Origin of the sequence: Anaerococcus porci (assembly GCF_009696575.1) — a bacterium.
In the GTDB taxonomy this organism is placed as follows: Bacteria; Bacillota; Clostridia; order Tissierellales; family Peptoniphilaceae; genus Anaerococcus; species Anaerococcus porci.
The window spans coordinates 1-21,559 of sequence record NZ_VULQ01000004.1 but is presented as its reverse complement, the minus strand read 5'-3'; the positions used below and the strand labels follow the sequence as shown (position 1 = coordinate 21,559).

Here is a 21,559-nt window from a genome sequence, read left to right as displayed (position 1 = left end):
CTTAACCTCCAAAATATTTCGCCCCTTCCAACATCTTCTTTCTAGCTGTCTTTTTATCTATATTTATCATTAATTTTTCGTGACCTTTTAGGTAGTATTCTATATATAACCTATAAGCTTTGGGAAATAAAGCCTTAGAAAGCACTCCTTTATCAAAAAAATGTTTTTCATCATAGCCTGTAAACCATGTAGACTCATCGTTGTATACTTTTGCAATAAGCTTATTTGATGATCTTACTTTAAGATTATTTTTGAAAGCATCTCTTAGAAATAAAGAATCCTCACCTGAGCCATGATTTGTACCTGCTCCAAAGTAAGTCGAAAATGACATATTGTACTTTTCTATTACTTCTCTTTTAAAGGCAAAGTGAACTGACCCATATTTTAAACTATTATATAGTTTAAGTTCACTATCATCTTTTACCTTTATAATCTCTTCTCCATTTTGATAAATTATAGTCTTCATTATGAAAAAATGTGTATCAGAATAATTTTCAAATTCCGATTTAACTTTTTCAACATAATCATCTTCAAATACTTCATCATCATCACATAATAATATTATATCAGCTTTAGAATTTAATAATCCAATATTTCTACTCCTACCAAGTCCCCTTGTTTTTGTAGATATCATCCTTATCTTGTGGCCTTTATCTATCACTTCATCATAGTTTTCTTTATCAGTTTGATTTATTATTATGCAATCTGATTTTATATTTAATTTCTTATAAAAGTCTATGCTATTTTGATGCATAGTTGATACTAATACTTCTAATCTCATAATTCTACCTTGTTGATTCTGCCTTCTCCCATGTTGGCTTGCTTTTACCACTTGCTTCGTTGATAGCACCCTTTATTTGTGCAAGCATCATCATAGAATAATAAAGTGGAAAATATAATAATTTTGATTGAGATTTCGTTAAATATCCAAGTAGGGCTATTAGGTAAAATAAAATTTGTCCTAAAAATGTAATTTTATAAAATGGCCCTTCATTTAACAAAAATATGTTGCTTACAAATAAAACTATATGAAAAAAGCTTTGTAAAAACCTAAGGGTCTTGTGATTAAAGTGAAAGAAAGAAAACCAACCATATTTAAATACATTGAGTCTTTTTAAGTTTGTAAAAATATTTGTCAATATCCTTCTTTGCATCCTAACCTTTCTTTTGAATTCATCTTCAGTTGTAGCTCCTGCCTTTTCTACTGCTATGGCATCCTTATTGTAAAGTGCTCTTTTATTACTAAGTCCTGCATAAAGTGGCATTTCATAGTCATGACTTGAAACAAGATTATAGTGTCTGTAGTCTTTTTTTCGACAAGCATAGATTGCCCCATTTCCTGCAGCTATAGTATCAATCTTACTTTCTATTTCACGCATCTTAAGCTCAAGATTCCAATAAGTATTTTCTGCAACAACACTTGATATATCATCATCTTTTTTATATATTAGTGAACCACATACATATTCTATATCATCTGAGGTAAAATATGACACTAGTTCTTTTATAGCATCTTCCTTAAACATGGAGTTTGCATCAGAGAAAACTATAATCTCACCATTAGCCACAGCAACTGCCTCATTTTGTGCATTAGTCTTTCCAAAGTGGTCTTTGGCTGTATTTATTTTTATGTCTATATCTGGATGATTCTTTATGAAATTTTGAGAAATTTCTACAGTCCTATCATCAGAGCAGTCATTGGCTATAATGATTTCGAGATTTTTGTAGTCTGATTTTGTGATATTTTCAAGTTTTTTTTCTATAACTTTTTCTTCATTATAGGCTGAAATTATCATTGATACCTTGGGTTTATATGTATAGTCCTTTTTGTTTTTCTTTTTTAAAATTTTATCCAGTAATATTAAAGTAATTGGATAACCTAGCATTGCATAAAAAAGTGCAAATGCTGATATAAAAAATAATATTTTCATCTATTTTCCTCTTTGTCTAATTTTAACTCTTAGTCTAATTTTACACCATTAGTAAGTTTTTTTAAAGCATAAAAATAAGGGGAATAAATCCCCTGATATTTACCTAAATATTACAAAGAATAAAAATACAAGAATAGATAAGACTATCCTGTACTTCCCAAAAATTATAAAATCATTTCTTTGAACATAAGATATAAATTTCTTTATAACTATATAGGCAACTATAAATGATAAAACCATTCCTACAAGGATTAAAAACCACTCATAGCCTGAAAAACCTGATACATTTTTAATAACCTTAAGTAGGGTTGCTCCAAGCATAGTTGGGATTGCAAGAAAGAATGAGAATTCTGCACTTGCTCCCCTTGACAAGCCTAAAAGCATGGCTCCTATTATAGTTGCAGCTGATCTACTTGTTCCTGGTACCATTGCAAGAACTTGAAAGCATCCTATAAAAAAGGCTGTTTTAAAAGAAATCAAGCTTAGATTATCAAGTCTTTGCATTTTTTCTCTTTTATTTTTATTCTCAACCAAGATTATAATTATACCCCAAATCAAAAGCATTGCTGCAACGACCATTGGCTTAAATAAGTGTTCATCTATAAAATCATCAAGTAAAAGTCCCAAAACTCCTGCAGGTATAACCCCAATTATTACCCTTTTCCATAATTCTATGGTATTTTGGTCAGGGTGACTTAGCCTATAATATGCCTTTGATTGCATATTTAAATTATTGTAATTTTTGGGAAAGTAGTTTCTTGTCTTCTCATAATCCCAAGGGTTAAGTTTTCTAAAATATAAAACTACTACTGAGAGTATAGCCCCAAGCTGGATTATAACGTTAAAAGCATTGGCAAAACCATCTGGTTCAAGTTTTACAAATTCGTTTACCAAAATAAGGTGTCCTGTTGATGAAACAGGTAAAAATTCTGTAACTCCCTCTACAATTGAAAGGATAGCTACCTTTAATAAGTCTAATATCATTGTTCAAATTCCTCCAAGAATGAATGTTTTTTGCCATTTAAGGTATAACCTAATACCATGTCGCAATTTACATTGTCGGCAGATCTTAGGATTGATTTTTCAAGATTTGGTATATCGTCTTTTAAGTCATCAATTAGATTTTTAATCTTTTTTCTAGTATAGGACTCGCTTTTTTTTGTTACTGTACAGGCACAATTTAGAGCATTAAGTCCAGCATAGTCCCTCCAAGCTATTATATCTTTTTCTTCTATAAAGTACATTGGCCTTATAAGCTCAATGTTTTCAAAGTTTTGAGCTTTAAGCTTTGGCTTCATGGTCTTGAAATTCCCAGCATAGAATATATTCATAAGAGTAGTTTCTATGGCATCATTCATATGATGACCTAGAGCAATCTTATTACAACCTAACTCTTTGGCCTTGGCATAAAGAAATCCCCTTCTCATCCTTGCACACATATAACAAGGATAGTTTCCAGAAATCTTCTCACTTACTTCAAAGATATCTGAATCATATATATGGGCATCTATATTTAAGTAAGCCAAGTTTTCTTCTAATAGCTTTCTATTGTAGGAGTCATATCCCGGATCCATTGAAAGATATTCTACTTCAAAATCCACATTTGAGTGTTTATGAAGCTCTTCTACAAGTTTTGCAGTAAGGAGTGAGTCCTTTCCTCCAGAAATTGCACAACATACCTTATCTCCTTCATTAATAAGCTCAAACTTTTTGACAGCCTTGACAAACTTAGACCAAAGTTCCTTCCTATATTTTTTTATTATCGATTTTTCTATTTCTTCTATATCCATTATAACTCCACTATGGTTGAAGGTTCATACCTTCTAGCAACCTCTAACTTTATATCTCTATCAGTATCTAAGCCACATGATTTTAGGTAATTTTCAACTGTTAACTTACACAAATCAGCAGAATTATTAGTATCTGAAAGGTGAGCAAGAAATATTTTCTCATTCTTACCTTCTAGGGCATCAGCCAAAGCCATAGCTGATTGCTCATTTGATAAATGTCCCATGTTTCCCATAATCCTAACTTTCATAGGATAGGTGTATGGACCTCTCTTGAGGGCCTCAAGGTCATGATTCGCCTCAAAATAATATATATCAGAGCCCCTAATTTCAATTGCAATCTTTTCATCTATAATTCCTGTATCTGTAAGGACAGTTATCTTTTTATTGTCTAAGTATAGGATAAATCCAACTGGTTCTTTGGCATCATGGTGGATTCTAATTGGCAAGATATCAAATGTCTTAAAATTTAAAAACTCATTACTCTTGAATAATTTGATATTTTCTTCTTTTATTTTTCCACATGATTTTATCAAAGAAAGCCAAGTTCCCTTATTGGCATAGATAGGTAAATCATACCTTCTAGATAAAACTCCTGCTCCTTTAACATGATCTGCATGCTCATGAGTTATGAAGATTCCATCTAGATCGTTAGCATTTTCTCCGATTTTCTCAAGAAGTTTTTCTATAGTTCTTCCTGAAAAACCACAATCTATAAGAATTTTTTTACCTCTATGCTCAACAAAGACACAATTTCCCGAAGATCCTGAGGATAGAGAGCAAAATCTACTCATATCTCCTCCTTCATATCTGATTTTATATTTCAATATAAAATATTAAAGATTTTTAAAATCTTACGCAAACAATTACTGTTTTATAATACTAGTTTTTAGCTTATTTTCAATATTTTATAATTTAATATTTTTAATTTCTATCTTCTTGGGTATAAATTATTAGAAGATTTTGAAGTTAAACATAAAAGGAGAGATATATGAAAGGATTTGGAGTAATAAAGACACCAAAAACTGGTTGGATTGAAAAAAAGAAGCCATCCTTAAAGGGAAATGATGCTATTTTAAGACCTATTGCTCTAGCACCTTGTTCATCTGACACTCACTCAGCTCATGGTGGAGCTGGAGTTAAGGAAAATTTAATCTTAGGTCATGAGGCTGTAGCTGAAGTTGTTGAAGTTTCATCCGAAATAAAAAGATTTAAAAAAGGTGATGTAGTAGTTGTTCCATGTGTTACACCAGATTGGAACGAAGTAGGTCTTCAAGACCGTAATATAAACAACGCTCATGATAGTAGCTTTATGGGATCTTTTAAATTTTTAAATTCAAAAGATGGATCTTTTGCGGAATTTTTCCATGTCAATAATGCTGATGCTAACCTAGTTCACCTACCTAAAAATGTAACTGTAGACCAAGCTCTTATGACTTGCGATATGATGAGTACAGGTTTTTATGGGGTAGAAAATGCTAGGGTTAAGTTTGGCGATAATGTTGTAGTCATAGGAATTGGTCCAGTTGGTCTTATGGCTGTAGCAGGAGCTAAACTTCAAGGAGCAGGTCACATTATAGGTGTTGGTACAAGACCTAATTGTGTTGAACTGGCAAAAAAATATGGGGCTAGTGAGATTATAAATTATAAAGAAGGTCCTGTAGATGAGCAGGTTAAAGAACTTTTCCCAAACGGTATTGATTCTGTGATTATAGCTGGTGGAAATGCCAATTCAATAAATCAAGCTTTAAGAATGGTTAAACCAAATGGTTTTATTTCAAATGTTAATTATTTTGACTCTAAAGATACCATATCTTTCCCAACCCTTGAATGGGGACTTGGTATGGGTGATATATCAATAGTGGGAGGATTTTGTCCAGGTGGAGCAAAAAGAATTGAAAGGCTCTTAAATATGATTGCAAATAAGAGAGTTGACCCATCACTTTTACTAAATAAATCATATGATGGTTTTGAAAAAATTGAAGATGCCTTTAATATAATGCATGAAAAACCAAGAGATTTGATAAAACCTGTTGTTCATATTAAATGGTAAAAAAAAGGCTATTGCAAATAATCAATTATTGGCAATAGCCTTTTTTAATAAATTCATATATCAAAAACTTCTTCTATTATTCTTGCTACTCCTGCCTCATCATTTGAAAAGTCTGATACTATCTTACATATATCCTTAACTGATTTTAGTCCATTTGAGCAAGTCGCAGGAATTCCAACGATTGAAAGCATTGACTTATCATTATTTGAATCTCCAATTGCAAGCATTTCATCAAGCTCTATACCAAGCATTTTCCCAAGTTCTGTTAAGGCTTTTCCCTTATCTGCTTTTTTGTTTAAAATTTCGAAAACTTCTGGTACATTTCTTACTGTTTGGTAATCTCTTAATAATTTTTCGTTATATTTTTCAGAAAACTCATCCATTATATGGGTATCTCCAGTTATAGTAATCCTATCAACATCTGTATTCATATCGCTTTCATCAAATTTTTCTATAGGCATTTTTAATATATCTGCCTCAAATAAGAAATGTTTGTTTATAACCTTATAATTATTTAAAATAGAATATTTATTGTAAATTCCTATTTGCATATTGTCTTTAATAAGAGTTTGGGCAAATTTGAAGTCTTTCATGCTAAGACACTTTTTCCAAACATCTGACTTATCCATATTCTTCATGATAAGAGTACCGGTATTTGTTATAGAATAGTCATCATCATGAAAAAGATTAAGCTTATCAAGTATCCAAGAAAATCCAGCACATGGCCTACCTGTAGAAATTACCACATAGACTCCATTGCTTCTAATTTTATTAATAGCATCAATATTTCTCTTTGCAACTTCCTTATGAGAGTCTAAAAGAGTTCCGTCAAGATCAATTGCAACTAATTTTATATCCTTATCCATGGCTACTCCTTTTATTTTTAATTATTAATGAAAAATTCTTCAATCAATTTATTTTTTTTATATATCTCATCTCCTATATTCTTATAATAATCTCTGAGATTTCTGCTATTTCTGTATTTTTTGCCATTAGTAAGCTTAGTATTGGAATTCATACCAAGTCCTATAATATTTTCAAGCTCTTCATTTATTAAGATATTATATCTTTGTGCTGTATTACCTATCTCATATCCTACATTTTCAAGGTTTCCTATTATATTTTTTTGCCTATATAAATAATAAGGCTTATAGGAATTTTCTTTAATGAAATTTTCTATATCATTTGAAATTTTATAGGCTTCATCCTTATCTCCATTTACCTTATTTTCAAAAAACTTAGATCCTACCTTTTGAGCCAAGGCATGAAAGGTTATATTGTTTGGTCTTAGCTTTTCTAAAATATTGAAATTTTTCCTAAAACTTTCCCTGCTTTCTCCAAAAAGTCCTATGATAAAGTCCATATTTATGATAAATCCCAAACTTTTAGCATAATCATATAATTTTATAAAGTTATCAAAGTCTAAAGGTCTATCTATATTTTTTAGCACACTTTTAGTAAAAGTCTGTGGATTTAGGGATATTCTGCCAACTCCCATGTCTTTTAATAATTTAAGTTTATCAAAATCTAGACTATCTTCTCTTCCAGCTTCAAATGTAAATTCCATGTAGCTAAATTTATTATCTAAAGCTTCAAGGATTCTTTCTATATCTTCTATATCAAGATTTGAAGGAGTTCCTCCTCCTATATATATAGTATCTAGTTTTTTTGGAATATTAATCTCACTAATTTCTTTTATGATGGTTTTGATATAAGCTTTTTTGTCTACTGTGTTAGACACAATAGTAGGATAAGAGCAGTAAGAACATCTTTTTGGGCAAAATGGAATATTTATATAAATATTAAAATCATTTTTATTGAAATTTTTCTTATCTTGACTAAGTTTTACAGACTTTAATAAGCCAATTTTTTTATCAGAGACCTTATATATATTTTTTAAGTCAGTAAGGCTATGATTTTTTAAAAGCTTTAATGGTTTTGAACCTGTTAAGATTCCCCAAGCCGATGATTTTCCTGTAATTTTTTCTAGGATTTCATATAGGGAGATTTTCATATCTAATTTATCTTTCAAGAAAATCTCCTTCCCATCATATATTATCTTTTTATCTTCAATTAAAAGATCTGCTTTACTCTTTTCTTCTACAAAGTAAAAGTCATACCTTTCATAGAAAATATTTAAGATATCATAGACATCCTTTCTTAAATTTTCCTTATCTAAATATACTATCATAGAGATTTTATCATATCATAAGCCCAAGTTTTATCAACAAGACTTACTTCCTTTTCATCTATCAAGTCCCCATACTTATCTAAAAGCGATTTATATAAATCTTCTATAAAATCCATTTCGTATGAACCAGTATTGGTGATAATCTTAAATTTATTATGATTTTTATAGAAAAATCCTTTAATAGATTTAGTATCTACTTTAAAGTCTGGATTCTCCTTAATTACAATTTTCATAAGTTCAACTATATTATCAATCTTCTTATCTTCATATATCCTAATCTTTTCCCTTAAATCTTCTATATTTGTGGTCATCCTTATAATAAATCCATCCATACTTTCTCCCTTTATCCTATCCACAAGTTTAAGAGATGACTTAAAGGCTAATTGGTTAATTCTTTTTTCAAATTTAGGGTCATTTAAAAACATGAGTTTTTTCTCATAGTCAGTATAAGCAAACCTATAATTAAGCCTAAATTCATGACCACATGAAGGACATTTTACAAGGTCTAATTTATTATCTTCCAAAAGATTATAGCTTTCCATGTGCCTTAGAATTGCTGTGGGAAGAGATTTTTCGAAAGTAGTTTTACAATAAGGACAATTTATCTTAAAATTTTTATCCCTTCTATCTTCAATTTCATTTTTTTTAATAAAGTTTAAAAAATCTAAAAGTGAATTGAAAACAAGGTCTGCATGAGATTTTATCTCATCACTTTTATCAAGATCAAGGATTAAAACTGCTACAGCACCACTTGCCTTGGCAGCTTTTATCCCAGCAAGAGAATCTTCGATTATATAAGTTGTTTCTTTATTTGAGTTTAATCTTTCCATACAAAGATTAAATATTTCGGGATCTGGTTTCCCCTTTACTATATCATCTGATGAAATTACAGTATCAAAAAATCCACCTACTCCTTCCCTATCAAGCAAAAAATTAATCCTAGATTTTATAGATGATGAAGCAAGACCTATTTTTTTATTTTCCTTTTTAAGATAGGATAGGATCTCTAAAAGTCCCTCCTTTTTTAAGGAATAATCAAGTGTTTTAAATTTCTCATCCCTTAATTGATTTAACTCAGCCCTCAAAGAGATAGCCCTATCCTCATCCATTTTGAAGTTTTTCACCATGTAGGCTATGGCTTCCTTATTTTGTTTTCCTGATAAGTTCATCTTATCTTCAATACCAAAATCAAGGCCATGAATCTTAGCTAAGTCAATCCAAGTTTCATAATAAAAACTTTCAGTATCAAAGATAGTTCCATCCATATCAAAAATAAAAGTATTCATATTAAAACTCAATTAAATTTAGTCCCAATTCTTCATCATAAATTCTATTAATTTCTCCATCAATAATAGTGATAAAAATCTCTGCAGTTAGAGAAATTACAGCTTCATTTAAGTGACCTGCAATAGCTGTTCCATCACTTTTTCCACAAGTTATATGAAAATGGGTGTAAAGCTTGCCATCCATATTTGAAATATTTCCAGCAAAATTTGTTATCTCCAAGTCTTCCTTATAAGTTTTACTATTGTATTTTTTCTCTTTTGGATCATATAAACCTATATTAAGGTCATTAGTAGCTCCAATTCCTGTAACAAAACCTGCTTTAATATTTTCTTTTTCTAAGATTTCTCTTACACTTTCTACAAGTTTGTCACCTTTTCTAAGTCTAATTACTAATTTATCATCAAATCTTTTATAAATCATTACTTATCCTTTCTTCTTTCTCTTTCCTTAAAAATTAATATTCTTTTATATACATTATACCCATAAGCTTTTAGATTCCTTAATATATTAAGCTCGTTTTTATATAAAAAAAAGACAGAAATAAAAATCCGTCTTTTTAAAAATTATATTTTTAAATTTAATCTAATTTAACCTTTTTTATTATTGCAAGAGCAAATATAGAAGCTATTATTACAGAAATAAGCCCATTTATACTTGAGACTCCAAGTTTTTGTACTACTTCTGTAAGGTTTGCTACATTTGATAAGCCCATTGCTATTTTATTTTTTAGGAAGGTATAGCTTAAATAAAGTATTATATATGTTATTTGTCCTAGTATTCCTGCTATTACAACTGATTTTTTTGAATCCTTTTTTCCTAGTTGTTTATAAACTAGGCCTGCCACAAATCCCATCATAAATTTATTTATAAAAGTAAAGGGTGCTGATGCAAAGTAGAGCGGGTTTGTTAGGTCAAATATTACAGAACCCAATCCTGATGCAAGTCCTCCAAAACCTGGTCCAAGAATTATTCCTGCTAGAATACAAAAAGTATTTCCTAAATGAAATCTTGTCTCTCCCATTGGTGTTGCAAGAGGTATTTGGAAAAATGCCGAAAAAATAAATACTAAAGCTATGAATAAGCCTGTATATGTAAGTTTTTTAGTATTAAGATTATTCATCTGATCCTCCTTATCAAATTAATCTATGAATCTATGTAAGATATACAAATCAATTATATAATAGGCATGGTAAATTGTAAATTTATTCTTTTTATGCCAGCCTATCTTTTAAAATTAATTTTTCATTGTAAAGTAGATATGTAACATTTGTTACGGTATTATTTTAAAATTTTTATTATAATACTAAGATAGAATAAAGGAGTGATTAAATGAGTGAATTTCTAGGACCTATACATTATATGATGTATGATAAAATAAAATTTCAAGATGAGATTACAAACTATCTTCTTGATGGAAATACAGAAAAATTAGATAAACAAATCAAAGCTGTAAGTCATGAAAGTTTGGATACTTTAATAGATCAAGAAAATATTCATGGTTGGCTTGACTCAAAGATTGATGTGGTTGAAAATAGACTTGCCTATGCCATTAAAAATTCAGATAATGCTAAAGGTAAGTTATTTGAATTTGGAAGGGAAAAGGCTAAAGGTAAATGTTTTGACAATTTCAATGATATTTTTTCTGATTTAAATATGTACTTGCTTGATGGAATGCCTTGTGATAATGGACTTTCTGCAAGTATTGATAAAAACGGAGACTTATTTTTAATAACCAATGTAAATTGTCATGAAAAATACTTTAAAGACTTTGTCAATCCTGAGGATTCTTTAAATAATACCTGTGAAGGTGGACATAGTCACGACCACCATGAATCCTTTGAAATAAATACAAAAGACTTTGAACTAAGAGTTGAGAATTCCCCTTATCATTTATATAGGTATGAGTTTTTAAAAGGATACTTTGATGAATCAGACTACCAAGTTGACCTTGTTGGTGGAATAAATTACAGAATTTATAAAAAATAAACAAAAAATCAGGGATTGATACAAAATAATTCATTATTTTGCATCAGTCCCTCTTATTTTATTTATTTTTCTTTTTTAATTTAAGTTTCTTTCCTCTTCCAAATAGTTTATCTGTTGAATAATTTAGTATATTTTTCTTGTATACCCTTGAAGCTATTATATACATTACTATAATTCCTACAAATAGGATAAGAAGTGATATAGAACCTTGTATGAGTGTTGCATTTTCATAGATTAATCTCATTGGCATAAAGAAAGTTGATACAAATGGGATATATGAAAGTATTTTTATAAATAAGTTTGGCTCACTTCCAACAAAGGATATTGATATAAAGTAGGCAAACATAATTATAAGCATAATAGGCGTAGACATCTTTCCAGCATCTTCTTGCTTTTGTACCAAAGAGCCTAGCATGGCTGAAAGTATAATAAATATCATTATTCCTAATACCATGAACAAAAATATTTCTGCAATTAAAGGATAGTTGACCCCCTTTAAAATATTATTCAAATCAATCATTTGCCCTATCTTATCCCACAAACCAGTAAGCCTTATTATAGCAAAGCTTATTAATCCAAAAACTATATATATACCTATGTGAATTATTAGGGCTAGTATTGTCCCAAAGATTTTACCTGCCATGTAAGTTCCAGCTTTAACTGATGAGAAGATAAATTCTAGCATCTTAGAACCCTTTTCTACAGCTATATCAAGCATTATAATTTGTGAATAAATTATTAATACAAAATACATTATCATAATTGTTCCAAATAAGGCAATCATATTAACTGGATTTTGCAAATTATCCTTTATTTCATGAAGATTAACAGATGCTTTTTGAGAAAGTATAGCATTTTGTTTGGCATTAATATTAGAATTTTTCAAATTTTCTTCATGTTGGATTTCTTCTGAAAGTGAATTTATAGCAATAAGGGGAATTCTCGCTGTAGTATCTCCATAGTAATCAAAGTTTATTATCCCTTCCTTGTTTTCCACTAGAAGATAGGCTGATATTTCCTTATCTTCTAGAGCTTTTTTAGCCTCATTCCTATTATTTATAAATTTAAAATCAATCAAGGGATTTTCTTCAAATTTTTTCTTATAGCTATCTTCAGTAACAACTGCTATAGTATCTGGAGTTTTATTTGAAGATGATATATAGCCTATTACCCATATTATAATAGCCATTATAAAAGGCATAAGAACCATAATCCAAAAGGAAGCTGATTTGATATGTTTTTTGGCTGTATCTAAGGATACTGTTAAAAATCTAGACATTTTCTTTCACCTTTCTTGCAAATATTTCATTAAGGCTTGGTGGGGATTGGTCAAAATATGGAACAAATCCAATTTCATCAACTATCTTTCTAAAAATAACCTTAGCATAATCCTCATCTTTTAAGATAAAAGTCCACATATTTCCATCTTGAGATAAGATTTCAATATTCTCGTCATTTAGGAAAAATAGGTCCTTATCACTTTCTACAATAAGTTTTTTTCTCTCATAAGAATTTCTTATCTCAGATGGTGAACCATTCAAAACTATTTTTCCCTTTTTAAGCATGATTAACTTATTACATAGACTTTCTACATTTTCCATATTGTGAGAAGAGAACATAATTGTAGTTCCCTCCTTATTTATATCCTTTATGATAGATTGCAAAAGCCTTATATTGTAAGGGTCAAGTCCTGAGAATGGCTCATCTAGAATTACAAATTCTGGCTTATAGATTAAAGAACACAAAAGTTGAACCTTTTGTTGGTTGCCCTTAGAAAGTTCCTTTATCTTTGATGATAGTTTTCCATCTATTTCAAAGTAATCAAACCATTCTTTAAGTTTAGTATCTGATAAAAATTTCATCTTGTTTAATTTGGCAAAATATCTAATTTGATCTTCTACCTTTCTTTTTGGATCAAGTGATCTTTCTTCTGGCAAAAATCCAATTTTTTCAAGAGCAAGTTTTGAAAATTTCTTATCATTATAAGTGATTTCGCCATCATATTTAGAATAAAAATCCATTATGCACCTAAAAAGCGTGGACTTGCCAGCACCATTTTGACCTATAACTCCAAAAAGCTCTCCATCTCCCACTTCAAAAGTTACATGGTCTAAGGCAGTAACATCACCAAAGCTTTTTGTAACATTGTTAACCTTTAACATAATATCTCCTTGTATTTTTCTATTAAATTACTACCCTTTATTTTAAAATATAAACCTATCCAAATAATAAAAGCTCTAGACTACAAGTCCTTAGAGTCCTTATTTTTCTTAAATATCATAAATTTTCTAAGCTCAAAGTCTATAGAATTTATAAAGATTGCTATAACAACCCCTACCAAGGTATCTAAGGTCCTATTTAAAGCAAATTCTATAGCTCCAAAGCTTTCTCCTGCGTGATTTATAGATATAGAACAAAAAACTATTGCCATAATAGATATGGCATTAGGTTTATTAATACTTGACATAAACCATATCAAAAAGGCTATTATTATTGAGATAAAAAAATAATTTATAAGCTCACTATTGAGTCTATTTTTTACAAACAATAAATATAAAAATCCACAAATACCACCTATGAGTGTCCCAAAAATCCTATTTACCCCAACAATTATAGAGTCATTAAAGTCTGATTTGGTACAAATAATCGCAGCTATGGCAGAATAAAAAGGCAAGGCATAGCTTGACCTAAAATGGGAAAAAACAAAGGATAAAAAAACTGCCAGTGATGTTTTTAAAATTCTTTGCCCAGGTCTTTTTAACTTCATCTATATATCACCTAGTTTGTCCCTTAAAAAGTCATAAAAACTTTTCTCATTTACCCTATTTGCTATATATTTTTTCTTTTTCCCATCAATTTCTAAAATTCTTCCCCTATCAATATCTTCACTTACCTTGATAGACTTTTCTTCAAATATAAATGCCTGTGGAGTCATGGCCATATAAAGTAAAAGTGCCCTAGATATATCTCTTTGATCCTTATCAAGTTTTTTATAAAGATTAAAAATCTTAGATAAAATCTCATCATGAGTATCAATTTTTAAAATATCATCAGAAAGTCCTAAACTATTTGAAAGATCAATAGGCAGAATAAAAGTTTCTATATCTTCATTTAAAACGATATTTACAGCCTTTGGATCTGTAAAGAAATTAAATTCTGAATTTAGAGTGATATCGCCCATGCCAAAACTTGAACCAAATATAAAAATATGGTCAATATAGGAAACAAAGTCTGGATATTTTATAATAGCCTTGGCAATATTTGTCAAAGGTCCTGTAGTAATTATATCAAGCCTTCCACAATCTTGGGCTATTTGGTACAAAGCCTTATATCCTTCATCTTCTTGTAAATAATCTAATGGCTTATTAAAATAAGTCTTATTTTCACCAAGACTAAGTATATCTTGTCCCTTTAAGTTCTTATTCTCTCCAGAAGCTATAGGAAAGATAAGACCTTCCTCACCTGCCATAGAAAGGATATTATTGGCTGCTGTCTTACTATCCATAAAAGATGTTATAGTTGATAAACCTACAAGCTCAAACTCACTTGAATTAAAGGCAAGTTTTATCATTAACATCTCTGATAAGCTAAAATTTGTATCTATGTAAACAAATGGTTTTTCTCTTTGCATAATTCACTTCCTTTAAAAGTAATTATACCAATTAAGCTAATATATTCATAGCTCTAACAAGTTATATGGCTATCACTTATGGGAATTTGTATCTCTGTAAGAAACCTTGACTTATCATTGGAATAACCATAATCAATTAGAGTGATTTCTTGTGAAAATCCAGTTATTTCAAGATTGTTTTCTTTTATAAATACCATTAATTTTTCATATAGCTTAAAGGCATCTTCATGCCCTCCAAAATACCTAATAATTACACACTTATGCTCTTTTATAAAAGAAGTTTCTCCGTTGTAGTTATCTTCCTCATCAAGAATTAAAAAAAACCTATCATAGGTATTATAATTTGATTTTTGAAGATTTTCTTTGGATATTCCCAACCCAACCTTTCCAAAAAACACCATGGCATTTTTTTCGTTTTTCTCAAGTTCTCTTATAGAAAATTCTATATTTATTTCATTTCTAACTTTAGAAGTTTTTTTATCCAAACAATTTTTCTAGATGGAACTTTTTTAATCTTAATAATTACAGGTTTACTTTTTTCTACACTTTCAAGTTGAACTAATCTATTGTCTATTTTTCTTTTTATAAGTGTAAGTTCCTTAATTTTTTTAGAAATTTCATCCTTTTGTTCATTAAGCATATTTTTTATACTTCCTATAGACCTATCATTTAAAAATTCAGATACCTTATCAAGTGGCATGCCTAGGATTCTTAGATATCTTATAGTATTAAAGTTTTCAAATTGACTAGTATGATAGTATCTATAACTAGAATTCAAATCTATATAATGAGGTTTTATAAGTCCTATCTTTTCATAATATCTTAAAATCCCACACTTAGATGAAAAATCTTTGCCATCTCTCCTATTCTAAATAAGTCTTTTTTTTCCATATATCTTTTCCTTCAATAATTCTTTTTTTATAAGCTTATCCTCATCTTTTTTTATAAATTTATAGGCTATAAGACAAATTATAACTGAAATAAGAGAGCCAACTGCTGGTGCAAGTCCCATTGGGAAAAGTGTATCTTTAAAGTAAATTGATGCAAAATATGATATAGGAATTCTTGCACATATGATTGATACGCAGTTATGAAAGAAAGATATAGAAGATTTTTTGCAAGCAAAGAAATATCCACTAAAACAGAAGTGAATTCCAGCAAGAACACAATCAAAAGCATAACCTCTCATATATTGGCCTCCCTTTATTATTACCATCTTATCACTTGTAAAAAGTCCCACTATGTCTTCTGCTACAAACTGCATTAATAAAAATGATATCATACAAAATGAAAAACAAAGTAAAATCGCATATTTAAGAGTTTTTCTAGCATGAATAATTCTTTTACCACCAAGATATTGAGCTGATAAGGCTGATACTGTAGAAAGCATTGTAGAGGGAACTAAAAATAAAATTCCTATAATTTTTTCAACTATGCCAACTGCAGCTGCATCTTCTATTCCTCTAAGATTGGCAAATAAGGCTATAAGTAAAAATGATATTTGTATAAACCCATCTTGCAGAGAAATCGGCACACCAGTTTTAAGTAGTTCTTTTATAATCCTATTATTTATAATGAAATCGGATTTTTTTACTTTTATACCCATATCTTTAATCATCATAAAAAGAAGAGAAACAATCACACTTACAGCCTGGGATAAGACAGTCCCAAGTGCTGCACCCATAGCTCCCATTCCTAGCACACCTATAAGAATTAAATCTAGGATAATATTTGAAACACAAGCAATAGCTACAAAATACATTGGTGTTTTGCTATCACCCTTTCCTCTAAAAATAGAGCTTATTACATTATAGAAAACAATGAAAGGAATTCCCAAAAAGCATACCCTAAGATAATGAATCGTTTCGCTTATAGCATCTTTTGGTGTTGACATAAGATAAACTATAGACTTTAGAAAATATAATAAAATTATAGTAATGATTATAGAAAATATAAAAAATATATTTACAGTATTAGCTATAATCTTTGCTTCCTCATCTTTTCTTCCACTACCTACTGCTTTTCCAATAAGTACTGTAGTTCCCATAGCAAGACCTATAATCATTACGGTTATCATATGCATAACCTGGCTACCTATAGAAACTCCTGTTATACTTTCTACTCCATTAAATTGACCTACTATAAATAAGTCTGCCATACCATACAAAGCCTGCATAAGGATTGATATAAGATATGGTATAGAAAATAAAGCCATCTTTTTTAATATATCTTTTCTTTTATAATTCATCGTTAATTCTCCTTAAAATATTATCATACCTTAATACTATAAACTCTATAGTTATTATAGAGTCAAGAAATATTTATGTAAAAGTGAACTTTTTAATATGCTTTATTTTCAATAATGTAATTTTCTTTAATTTTTGTAAAATAAAACCAGCCCTATGGCTGGTCAGAAATTGTAAAATTTAATTGTTATTTAGCCAATTAATAGCACAAGTTAGGAATAAGCCTACTCCTATAGGCATAGCATCTTCTGAAAAGTCTACCTTTGGATTATGATGAGAAAATTCATTTCCTTCAACTTTTGAGTTAAGCAAGAAATAAACTGTTGGAACTTTTTCTGAAACAAAAGCCATATCCTCGCTTGCCATAAGTCTTTCACTGCTTATCATTTCTACATCTGAAGAATCTTTTACATATCCTACAAGTTCTTTTGTAAGGTCAGGATTTGAGTAAAGACTTGGAACACTTGCAAAAAACTCAAGGTCTACTTGGCAATTTGTAAGCTTAGCTACTCCCTTTACGATATCATCCATTCTTTTAAGAAGTTTTTCCCTAATTTCTGGATCATATGTTCTAATAGTTCCTTGAAGTGTAGCTGTATCAGGAATTATATTAGAGTTTGAGCCTGAAGCAAATTGTCCAAATGTTAGGGTAGTATGCTTTGATGGATTCGCATCACGACTTATAAGTTGGTTAAATTGTTGATATACTATTACACCTGCATTTATTGGATCCTTTGTAGTATGAGGATAACCACCATGACCACCTTGACCCTTTATATTTATTTTAAAGTTATCACAACTAGTTGCCATATATCCTTCATAATAAGAAATTGAGCCTGCCTTGTGATTTAGATTTGTATGAAGAGCTAAAGCAATATCCACTCCATCAAGCACTCCATTTTCTATCATCATTTTAGAGCCTTTAAAGATTTCTTCTGCAGGTTGGAACATAAATCTTACCTCACCCTTGAAGTCTTTCTTATGCTCTGTTAGAAGTTTTGCAGTAGAAAGTCCAATAGCTGTATGAAGGTCATGACCACAAGTATGGGCTACCCCTTTATTTTTAGATGAAAAATCAAGTCCTGTTTCCTCATCCATAGGAAGAGCATCCATATCGCACCTTATAAGCACTGTCTTTCCACCACCTGCTTCTCCCTTAATGGTCGCTTGTATACCACTTTCCCCAATTTCTTTAACTTCAGCACCCAAGTCCTCTAGCCTTTTTTTTACATAAGCCTTGGTTTTTGGTAATTCTAATCCAAGTTCTGGATTTTCATGAATGTGTCTACGGTCTTTTATTAATTGATCTTTTAGTTCTTTTGCTTCTTTAAAATAATCTTTCATAATAACATCCTTTCTTTTCAAAATAAAAAAAACATCAAATGATGAGATTTTTATTCCTATACTTCTATACCCATTTCTGAAAATAATTACTAATAATCAGAGATAAAATTAATAATTTTTATATGTATAAAATCTTCTTGTTTAAAATATGGATTAGCAAGAATTTAATGCATTATAATCGTTTGATAAAATACAAATTAGTCTAATTGTTAAAAAAAATTCGCCATATTTTAAGAATATTTACAAAAAATAAAATATATTATAAAATAATTTTAATATATAAAAACTTAGGAGGAATATAATGAGAAAATTTTTAGAAAAAAAAGGTATAAGCCTTTCAGCAAAAGTCTACTTTATAGATGCCTTGGGAGCTATGGCTTTTGGTCTTTTTGCAACACTTTTGGTAGGAACAATCCTAAATACTATAGGACAATCTTTTAATATAAAATTCTTATCCGAAACAATTTGGCCACTTGCACAAGAAGCTACAGGTCCTGCAATAGCTGTATCAATTGCCTATGCTCTAAAGGCTGACAGAATGATTTTATTTTCATCAACTATTGTTGGTATAGCCTCTAACAAATTGGGTGGGCCTATGGGAGTATTCATAGCAAGCTTAATTTCTGTTGAAGTAGCAAAACTTATTTCAAAAGAAACTAAGATTGATATAGTTGTAACCCCAGTTGTAACAGTTCTGGTTGGAGTTGCAATTTCAAGTTTTGTAGGACCTGTCATCCAAAAGTTCATGACTCAAATCGGAATTATAATAATGGATGCTACAAAACAAAAACCTTTTATTATGGGAATTATAGTCTCAGTCATAGTAGGAATTGTCCTAACCTTGCCTATTTCATCTGCCGCTCTTTGTATGACCATATCTCTATCAGGCCTTGCCGCTGGTGCTGCGACAATAGGATGTTGTTGTCAAATGATAGGATTTGCTGTAATATCTTACAGAGAAAATAAGATGGAAGGTTTGATTGCACAAGGGCTTGGTACAAGCATGCTTCAAATGCCAAATATAATGAGAAATCCGAGGGTACTTATACCACCAACCCTTGCTTCTGCAATACTTGGACCCGTATCTACCCTTGTATTTAAACTTGAAAACTCCCCAATAGGAGCTGGAATGGGAACCTGTGGCTTGGTTGGTCAAATATCAACCTTTACAGAGATGAGTTCAACTCCATTTTTCACTCTTCTATTAATAGTTTTATTGATGCATATAATATTACCTGCCATTGTTTCTCTTATAATTGATTATTTTGTAAGAAAGTTAGGATGGATAAAAGAAGGAGACTTAAAACTTGATTTTTCTAAGTAATAAGAAAGCAAAAACTCTTGCCAATATAAGACAAGAGTTTTTGGAATTTAATCTAAAAAATATTTGAAAATATTTTATTTCTCTTATGAAATACTGCTTTTGGTTTTTATAAATAATTCTTTATATAATTATAAGAAATAAAAAAACAGTATTAAGTCCTTACTGAAGCTATTAATCCCTATCTCGGTTTTTAAGCTTCAGTTTAAAACTTAAATACTGTTTTTAAACTGTAATTAAAAACTAAATTATTAAATAGAAAAATACTATCTTTACTTAGTTTTAAACCTATATGCTAACACTCACAAGACTCCAAAACCCAAGTGTATCCTTCCCCTCTTACAGTCTTAATTGGGGCAAGTTTAACTTTTTTGAATTCCTTTCGAACCTTTCTGATATGTTCTCTAACCGACCTATCAGTCGTTTCTATACCCATCTTTGCCATCTCTTTTACAATTAATTCCTTAGAAACAGGATTTCCCATTCTTTTAATAAGAATGATACAAAGATTGATTTCACTTTTAGTTAGGTTTAAAATATCATTGCCTATCCTAAAAATACCATTATCAACTTCTATCGAACAAAAACCAAAATTTATAATCTTAGAATTGTTAATCTCCTCTACCTTCTTTAAGGTAAATTTCACAAATTCTTCTCTTGAGTAAGAATGAATCACAAAGTCTTTATCATCTAATTCTTGTTCATAAGGACTTTTTTTGTACCTATTAGTAAGATATATAACAGGTATATCAGTTGTTTGCTTTATGTATTGAATTAATTCTATACATCTATTGTGAGTCATATCAACCAAAATAAGGTCAAATTCTGATAGATCCTCCTCTAAGATAATATCCTCATAATTTTCATACCTTTTAACGACAACTTCATTCTCATCAAATTTAGAATTCAGCAAATTAGAAATTCCATTTTCATTCTCCATAGACGCTATTTTCATTGTCTCTCCAATCTATAAACATAAAAGTTTAATTTTAAATAGAATTATCCGCTTACAACTAATTATATAATTGTAAGGTCTTTAATTCAATTAATTTAGCGAAAAAATTCATTATCATTTCATATTTTTTCAATAAAAGCTTAAAAAAACTATCCTTAATCTTTAAGATACAATTAATAATTTATATGTAAAGTTATTAGCTTCTTACATATTCTTAATCATCCACACCTAGTTTTTCAGTATTATTTATATGTATAATAGTTAGAGGAATTGTCCAATCTTTTAACTTTTTTATCAAGTATAAGAATATATTCGCTATGATTTTTATAATATTTTTAACTACTTGACTAAATATATCAACTTAAGTTAAAGGAACTTATCTTTATCTTATCAACTTATAGAATAAAAACCTTATCTTATTATGTATCAAAATAAATCAAATCTTTCTTAATATATTCTTAGAGAAATCAAGTCAATAGTATAATAAAATTTTTCATTTATCCTAATAAGCATATAATCAAAATCATAGTTAGGATACTCCTCTTCTCGCCTTTATTAGACACTCATTAAATTTTATTTTTTCATTGTTTCCTATCTTTCTAATATCTATATATCTTGTAAATATATCTTTTAATTATTTTATACCTTTTAGTGTCATTTTATTAGTCAAGTCCATAATATTGTGTAAATTATCCTAGTCCAATATTTACTATTTCATTCTAATATACAATTTAGAAGATGTTATCCAATCCTCATTGATATCAATGAGGATTGCTCCTATTAGTCTAATAGCCGATTCTTGATTTGGAAATATTCTAATCACTTTT

Annotated in this window: 23 protein-coding genes; 3 read left to right on the top strand and 20 right to left on the bottom strand. The window is 29.5% G+C overall.

The features are described 5' to 3' along the window. Position 1: 1 nt before the first annotated feature. From FYJ26_RS04300 to FYJ26_RS04280, 5 genes are all read right to left on the bottom strand, one after another. A complete protein-coding gene (locus FYJ26_RS04300) occupies positions 2 to 781 on the bottom strand; it encodes a glycosyltransferase (protein WP_154539968.1) in 780 nt (259 codons plus the stop codon). Between the two features lie 4 nt (positions 782 to 785). Then, the gene (locus FYJ26_RS04295; RefSeq protein ID WP_154539966.1) at positions 786 to 1,931 is read right to left on the bottom strand and encodes a glycosyltransferase; all 1,146 of its coding nucleotides are present in this window, start codon (positions 1,929 to 1,931) and stop codon (positions 786 to 788) included. A gap of 99 nt (positions 1,932 to 2,030) precedes the next feature. Continuing rightward, positions 2,031 to 2,915 (bottom strand): undecaprenyl-diphosphate phosphatase, encoded by an 885-nt coding sequence (locus tag FYJ26_RS04290; protein ID WP_154539964.1) that lies wholly within the window; start codon positions 2,913 to 2,915, stop codon positions 2,031 to 2,033. Next, positions 2,912 to 3,721 (bottom strand): tRNA 2-thiocytidine biosynthesis TtcA family protein, encoded by an 810-nt coding sequence (locus FYJ26_RS04285; protein WP_154539962.1) that lies wholly within the window; start codon positions 3,719 to 3,721, stop codon positions 2,912 to 2,914. The genes FYJ26_RS04290 and FYJ26_RS04285 overlap by 4 nt, the downstream gene beginning before the upstream one ends. Continuing rightward, on the bottom strand, positions 3,721 to 4,512 hold the full coding sequence (locus FYJ26_RS04280; RefSeq protein ID WP_154539960.1) for an MBL fold metallo-hydrolase: 792 nt from the start codon (positions 4,510 to 4,512) through the stop codon (positions 3,721 to 3,723). The genes FYJ26_RS04285 and FYJ26_RS04280 overlap by 1 nt, the downstream gene beginning before the upstream one ends. A 197-nt stretch (positions 4,513 to 4,709) precedes the next feature. Here FYJ26_RS04280 and FYJ26_RS04275 point away from each other — a divergent pair, with 197 nt between their 5' ends. Next, complete coding sequence (locus FYJ26_RS04275) at positions 4,710 to 5,771, top strand: zinc-binding dehydrogenase (RefSeq protein ID WP_154539958.1); 1,062 nt, start codon at positions 4,710 to 4,712, stop codon at positions 5,769 to 5,771. A 53-nt stretch (positions 5,772 to 5,824) separates the two neighbouring features. Here FYJ26_RS04275 and FYJ26_RS04270 read toward each other — a convergent pair whose 3' ends face one another. The 5 genes from FYJ26_RS04270 to FYJ26_RS04250 form a co-directional block, all read right to left on the bottom strand. Further along, on the bottom strand, positions 5,825 to 6,637 hold the full coding sequence (locus FYJ26_RS04270; protein ID WP_154539956.1) for a Cof-type HAD-IIB family hydrolase: 813 nt from the start codon (positions 6,635 to 6,637) through the stop codon (positions 5,825 to 5,827). Between the two features lie 17 nt (positions 6,638 to 6,654). Next, on the bottom strand, positions 6,655 to 7,962 hold the full coding sequence (locus FYJ26_RS04265) for a radical SAM protein (RefSeq protein ID WP_154539954.1): 1,308 nt from the start codon (positions 7,960 to 7,962) through the stop codon (positions 6,655 to 6,657). After that, entirely contained in the window at positions 7,959 to 9,248 is a 1,290-nt protein-coding gene (locus FYJ26_RS04260) for an HAD-IA family hydrolase (RefSeq protein WP_154539952.1), read from the bottom strand. Before FYJ26_RS04260 ends, FYJ26_RS04265 begins: the two co-directional genes overlap by 4 nt. 1 nt (position 9,249) lies before the next feature. Beyond that, the gene (locus tag FYJ26_RS04255; RefSeq protein WP_154539950.1) at positions 9,250 to 9,669 is read right to left on the bottom strand and encodes a PPC domain-containing DNA-binding protein; all 420 of its coding nucleotides are present in this window, start codon (positions 9,667 to 9,669) and stop codon (positions 9,250 to 9,252) included. Positions 9,670 to 9,826: 157 nt separating this feature from the next. Next, positions 9,827 to 10,369 carry an ECF transporter S component gene (locus tag FYJ26_RS04250; protein ID WP_154539948.1) on the bottom strand — a complete coding sequence of 181 codons (543 nt, stop codon included), beginning with the start codon at positions 10,367 to 10,369 and terminating at the stop codon, positions 9,827 to 9,829. Between the two features lie 209 nt (positions 10,370 to 10,578). Here FYJ26_RS04250 and FYJ26_RS04245 point away from each other — a divergent pair, with 209 nt between their 5' ends. After that, positions 10,579 to 11,235: a hypothetical protein gene (locus FYJ26_RS04245; RefSeq protein ID WP_154539946.1), complete on the top strand. Its 657-nt coding sequence runs from the start codon at positions 10,579 to 10,581 to the stop codon at positions 11,233 to 11,235. Positions 11,236 to 11,293: 58 nt separating this feature from the next. On the opposite strand, the gene FYJ26_RS04240 is transcribed toward FYJ26_RS04245, so the two are convergent. The 8 genes from FYJ26_RS04240 to FYJ26_RS04205 form a co-directional block, all read right to left on the bottom strand. Further along, positions 11,294 to 12,514: an ABC transporter permease gene (locus FYJ26_RS04240; protein ID WP_154539944.1), complete on the bottom strand. Its 1,221-nt coding sequence runs from the start codon at positions 12,512 to 12,514 to the stop codon at positions 11,294 to 11,296. After that, positions 12,507 to 13,397 (bottom strand): ABC transporter ATP-binding protein, encoded by an 891-nt coding sequence (locus tag FYJ26_RS04235; protein ID WP_154539942.1) that lies wholly within the window; start codon positions 13,395 to 13,397, stop codon positions 12,507 to 12,509. The genes FYJ26_RS04240 and FYJ26_RS04235 overlap by 8 nt, the downstream gene beginning before the upstream one ends. Before the next feature lie 80 nt (positions 13,398 to 13,477). Further along, entirely contained in the window at positions 13,478 to 14,002 is a 525-nt protein-coding gene (locus tag FYJ26_RS04230; RefSeq protein WP_154539940.1) for an FUSC family protein, read from the bottom strand. Further along, positions 14,003 to 14,866, bottom strand: a complete 864-nt coding sequence (locus FYJ26_RS04225; protein ID WP_154539938.1) for a nucleoside hydrolase — start codon at positions 14,864 to 14,866, stop codon at positions 14,003 to 14,005. Between the two features lie 53 nt (positions 14,867 to 14,919). Next, the gene (locus tag FYJ26_RS04220; protein ID WP_154539936.1) at positions 14,920 to 15,351 is read right to left on the bottom strand and encodes a GyrI-like domain-containing protein; all 432 of its coding nucleotides are present in this window, start codon (positions 15,349 to 15,351) and stop codon (positions 14,920 to 14,922) included. Beyond that, on the bottom strand, positions 15,315 to 15,695 hold the full coding sequence (locus FYJ26_RS04215) for a MerR family transcriptional regulator (protein WP_176269764.1): 381 nt from the start codon (positions 15,693 to 15,695) through the stop codon (positions 15,315 to 15,317). Before FYJ26_RS04215 ends, FYJ26_RS04220 begins: the two co-directional genes overlap by 37 nt. A gap of 39 nt (positions 15,696 to 15,734) precedes the next feature. Continuing rightward, a complete protein-coding gene (locus tag FYJ26_RS04210; RefSeq protein WP_154539932.1) occupies positions 15,735 to 17,114 on the bottom strand; it encodes an MATE family efflux transporter in 1,380 nt (459 codons plus the stop codon). A 178-nt stretch (positions 17,115 to 17,292) separates the two neighbouring features. Next, positions 17,293 to 18,456, bottom strand: a complete 1,164-nt coding sequence (locus tag FYJ26_RS04205; RefSeq protein WP_154539930.1) for a M20 metallopeptidase family protein — start codon at positions 18,454 to 18,456, stop codon at positions 17,293 to 17,295. A gap of 301 nt (positions 18,457 to 18,757) precedes the next feature. Between FYJ26_RS04205 and FYJ26_RS04200 the strand changes: the two genes are divergently transcribed. Beyond that, positions 18,758 to 19,780 (top strand): PTS transporter subunit IIC, encoded by a 1,023-nt coding sequence (locus FYJ26_RS04200; RefSeq protein WP_154539928.1) that lies wholly within the window; start codon positions 18,758 to 18,760, stop codon positions 19,778 to 19,780. 292 nt (positions 19,781 to 20,072) lie between these two features. Here FYJ26_RS04200 and FYJ26_RS04195 read toward each other — a convergent pair whose 3' ends face one another. Continuing rightward, the gene (locus FYJ26_RS04195) at positions 20,073 to 20,732 is read right to left on the bottom strand and encodes a winged helix-turn-helix domain-containing protein (protein ID WP_154539926.1); all 660 of its coding nucleotides are present in this window, start codon (positions 20,730 to 20,732) and stop codon (positions 20,073 to 20,075) included. A gap of 709 nt (positions 20,733 to 21,441) precedes the next feature. Further along, positions 21,442 to 21,559 (bottom strand): transposase (locus FYJ26_RS10800; protein ID WP_154541029.1); only part of this gene is annotated, 118 nt, incomplete at its 5' end.

Coding starts and splice junctions, on each gene's coding strand:
- FYJ26_RS04300 (WP_154539968.1), bottom strand. CDS start 781: ATGAGATTAGAAGTATTAGTATCAACTATGCATCAAAATAGCATAGAC.
- FYJ26_RS04295 (WP_154539966.1), bottom strand. CDS start 1,931: ATGAAAATATTATTTTTTATATCAGCATTTGCACTTTTTTATGCAATG.
- FYJ26_RS04290 (WP_154539964.1), bottom strand. CDS start 2,915: ATGATATTAGACTTATTAAAGGTAGCTATCCTTTCAATTGTAGAGGGA.
- FYJ26_RS04285 (WP_154539962.1), bottom strand. CDS start 3,721: ATGGATATAGAAGAAATAGAAAAATCGATAATAAAAAAATATAGGAAG.
- FYJ26_RS04280 (WP_154539960.1), bottom strand. CDS start 4,512: ATGAGTAGATTTTGCTCTCTATCCTCAGGATCTTCGGGAAATTGTGTC.
- FYJ26_RS04275 (WP_154539958.1), top strand. CDS start 4,710: ATGAAAGGATTTGGAGTAATAAAGACACCAAAAACTGGTTGGATTGAA.
- FYJ26_RS04270 (WP_154539956.1), bottom strand. CDS start 6,637: ATGGATAAGGATATAAAATTAGTTGCAATTGATCTTGACGGAACTCTT.
- FYJ26_RS04265 (WP_154539954.1), bottom strand. CDS start 7,962: ATGATAGTATATTTAGATAAGGAAAATTTAAGAAAGGATGTCTATGAT.
- FYJ26_RS04260 (WP_154539952.1), bottom strand. CDS start 9,248: ATGAATACTTTTATTTTTGATATGGATGGAACTATCTTTGATACTGAA.
- FYJ26_RS04255 (WP_154539950.1), bottom strand. CDS start 9,669: ATGATTTATAAAAGATTTGATGATAAATTAGTAATTAGACTTAGAAAA.
- FYJ26_RS04250 (WP_154539948.1), bottom strand. CDS start 10,369: ATGAATAATCTTAATACTAAAAAACTTACATATACAGGCTTATTCATA.
- FYJ26_RS04245 (WP_154539946.1), top strand. CDS start 10,579: ATGAGTGAATTTCTAGGACCTATACATTATATGATGTATGATAAAATA.
- FYJ26_RS04240 (WP_154539944.1), bottom strand. CDS start 12,514: ATGTCTAGATTTTTAACAGTATCCTTAGATACAGCCAAAAAACATATC.
- FYJ26_RS04235 (WP_154539942.1), bottom strand. CDS start 13,397: ATGTTAAAGGTTAACAATGTTACAAAAAGCTTTGGTGATGTTACTGCC.
- FYJ26_RS04230 (WP_154539940.1), bottom strand. CDS start 14,002: ATGAAGTTAAAAAGACCTGGGCAAAGAATTTTAAAAACATCACTGGCA.
- FYJ26_RS04225 (WP_154539938.1), bottom strand. CDS start 14,866: ATGCAAAGAGAAAAACCATTTGTTTACATAGATACAAATTTTAGCTTA.
- FYJ26_RS04210 (WP_154539932.1), bottom strand. CDS start 17,114: ATGAATTATAAAAGAAAAGATATATTAAAAAAGATGGCTTTATTTTCT.
- FYJ26_RS04205 (WP_154539930.1), bottom strand. CDS start 18,456: ATGAAAGATTATTTTAAAGAAGCAAAAGAACTAAAAGATCAATTAATA.
- FYJ26_RS04200 (WP_154539928.1), top strand. CDS start 18,758: ATGAGAAAATTTTTAGAAAAAAAAGGTATAAGCCTTTCAGCAAAAGTC.
- FYJ26_RS04195 (WP_154539926.1), bottom strand. CDS start 20,732: ATGAAAATAGCGTCTATGGAGAATGAAAATGGAATTTCTAATTTGCTG.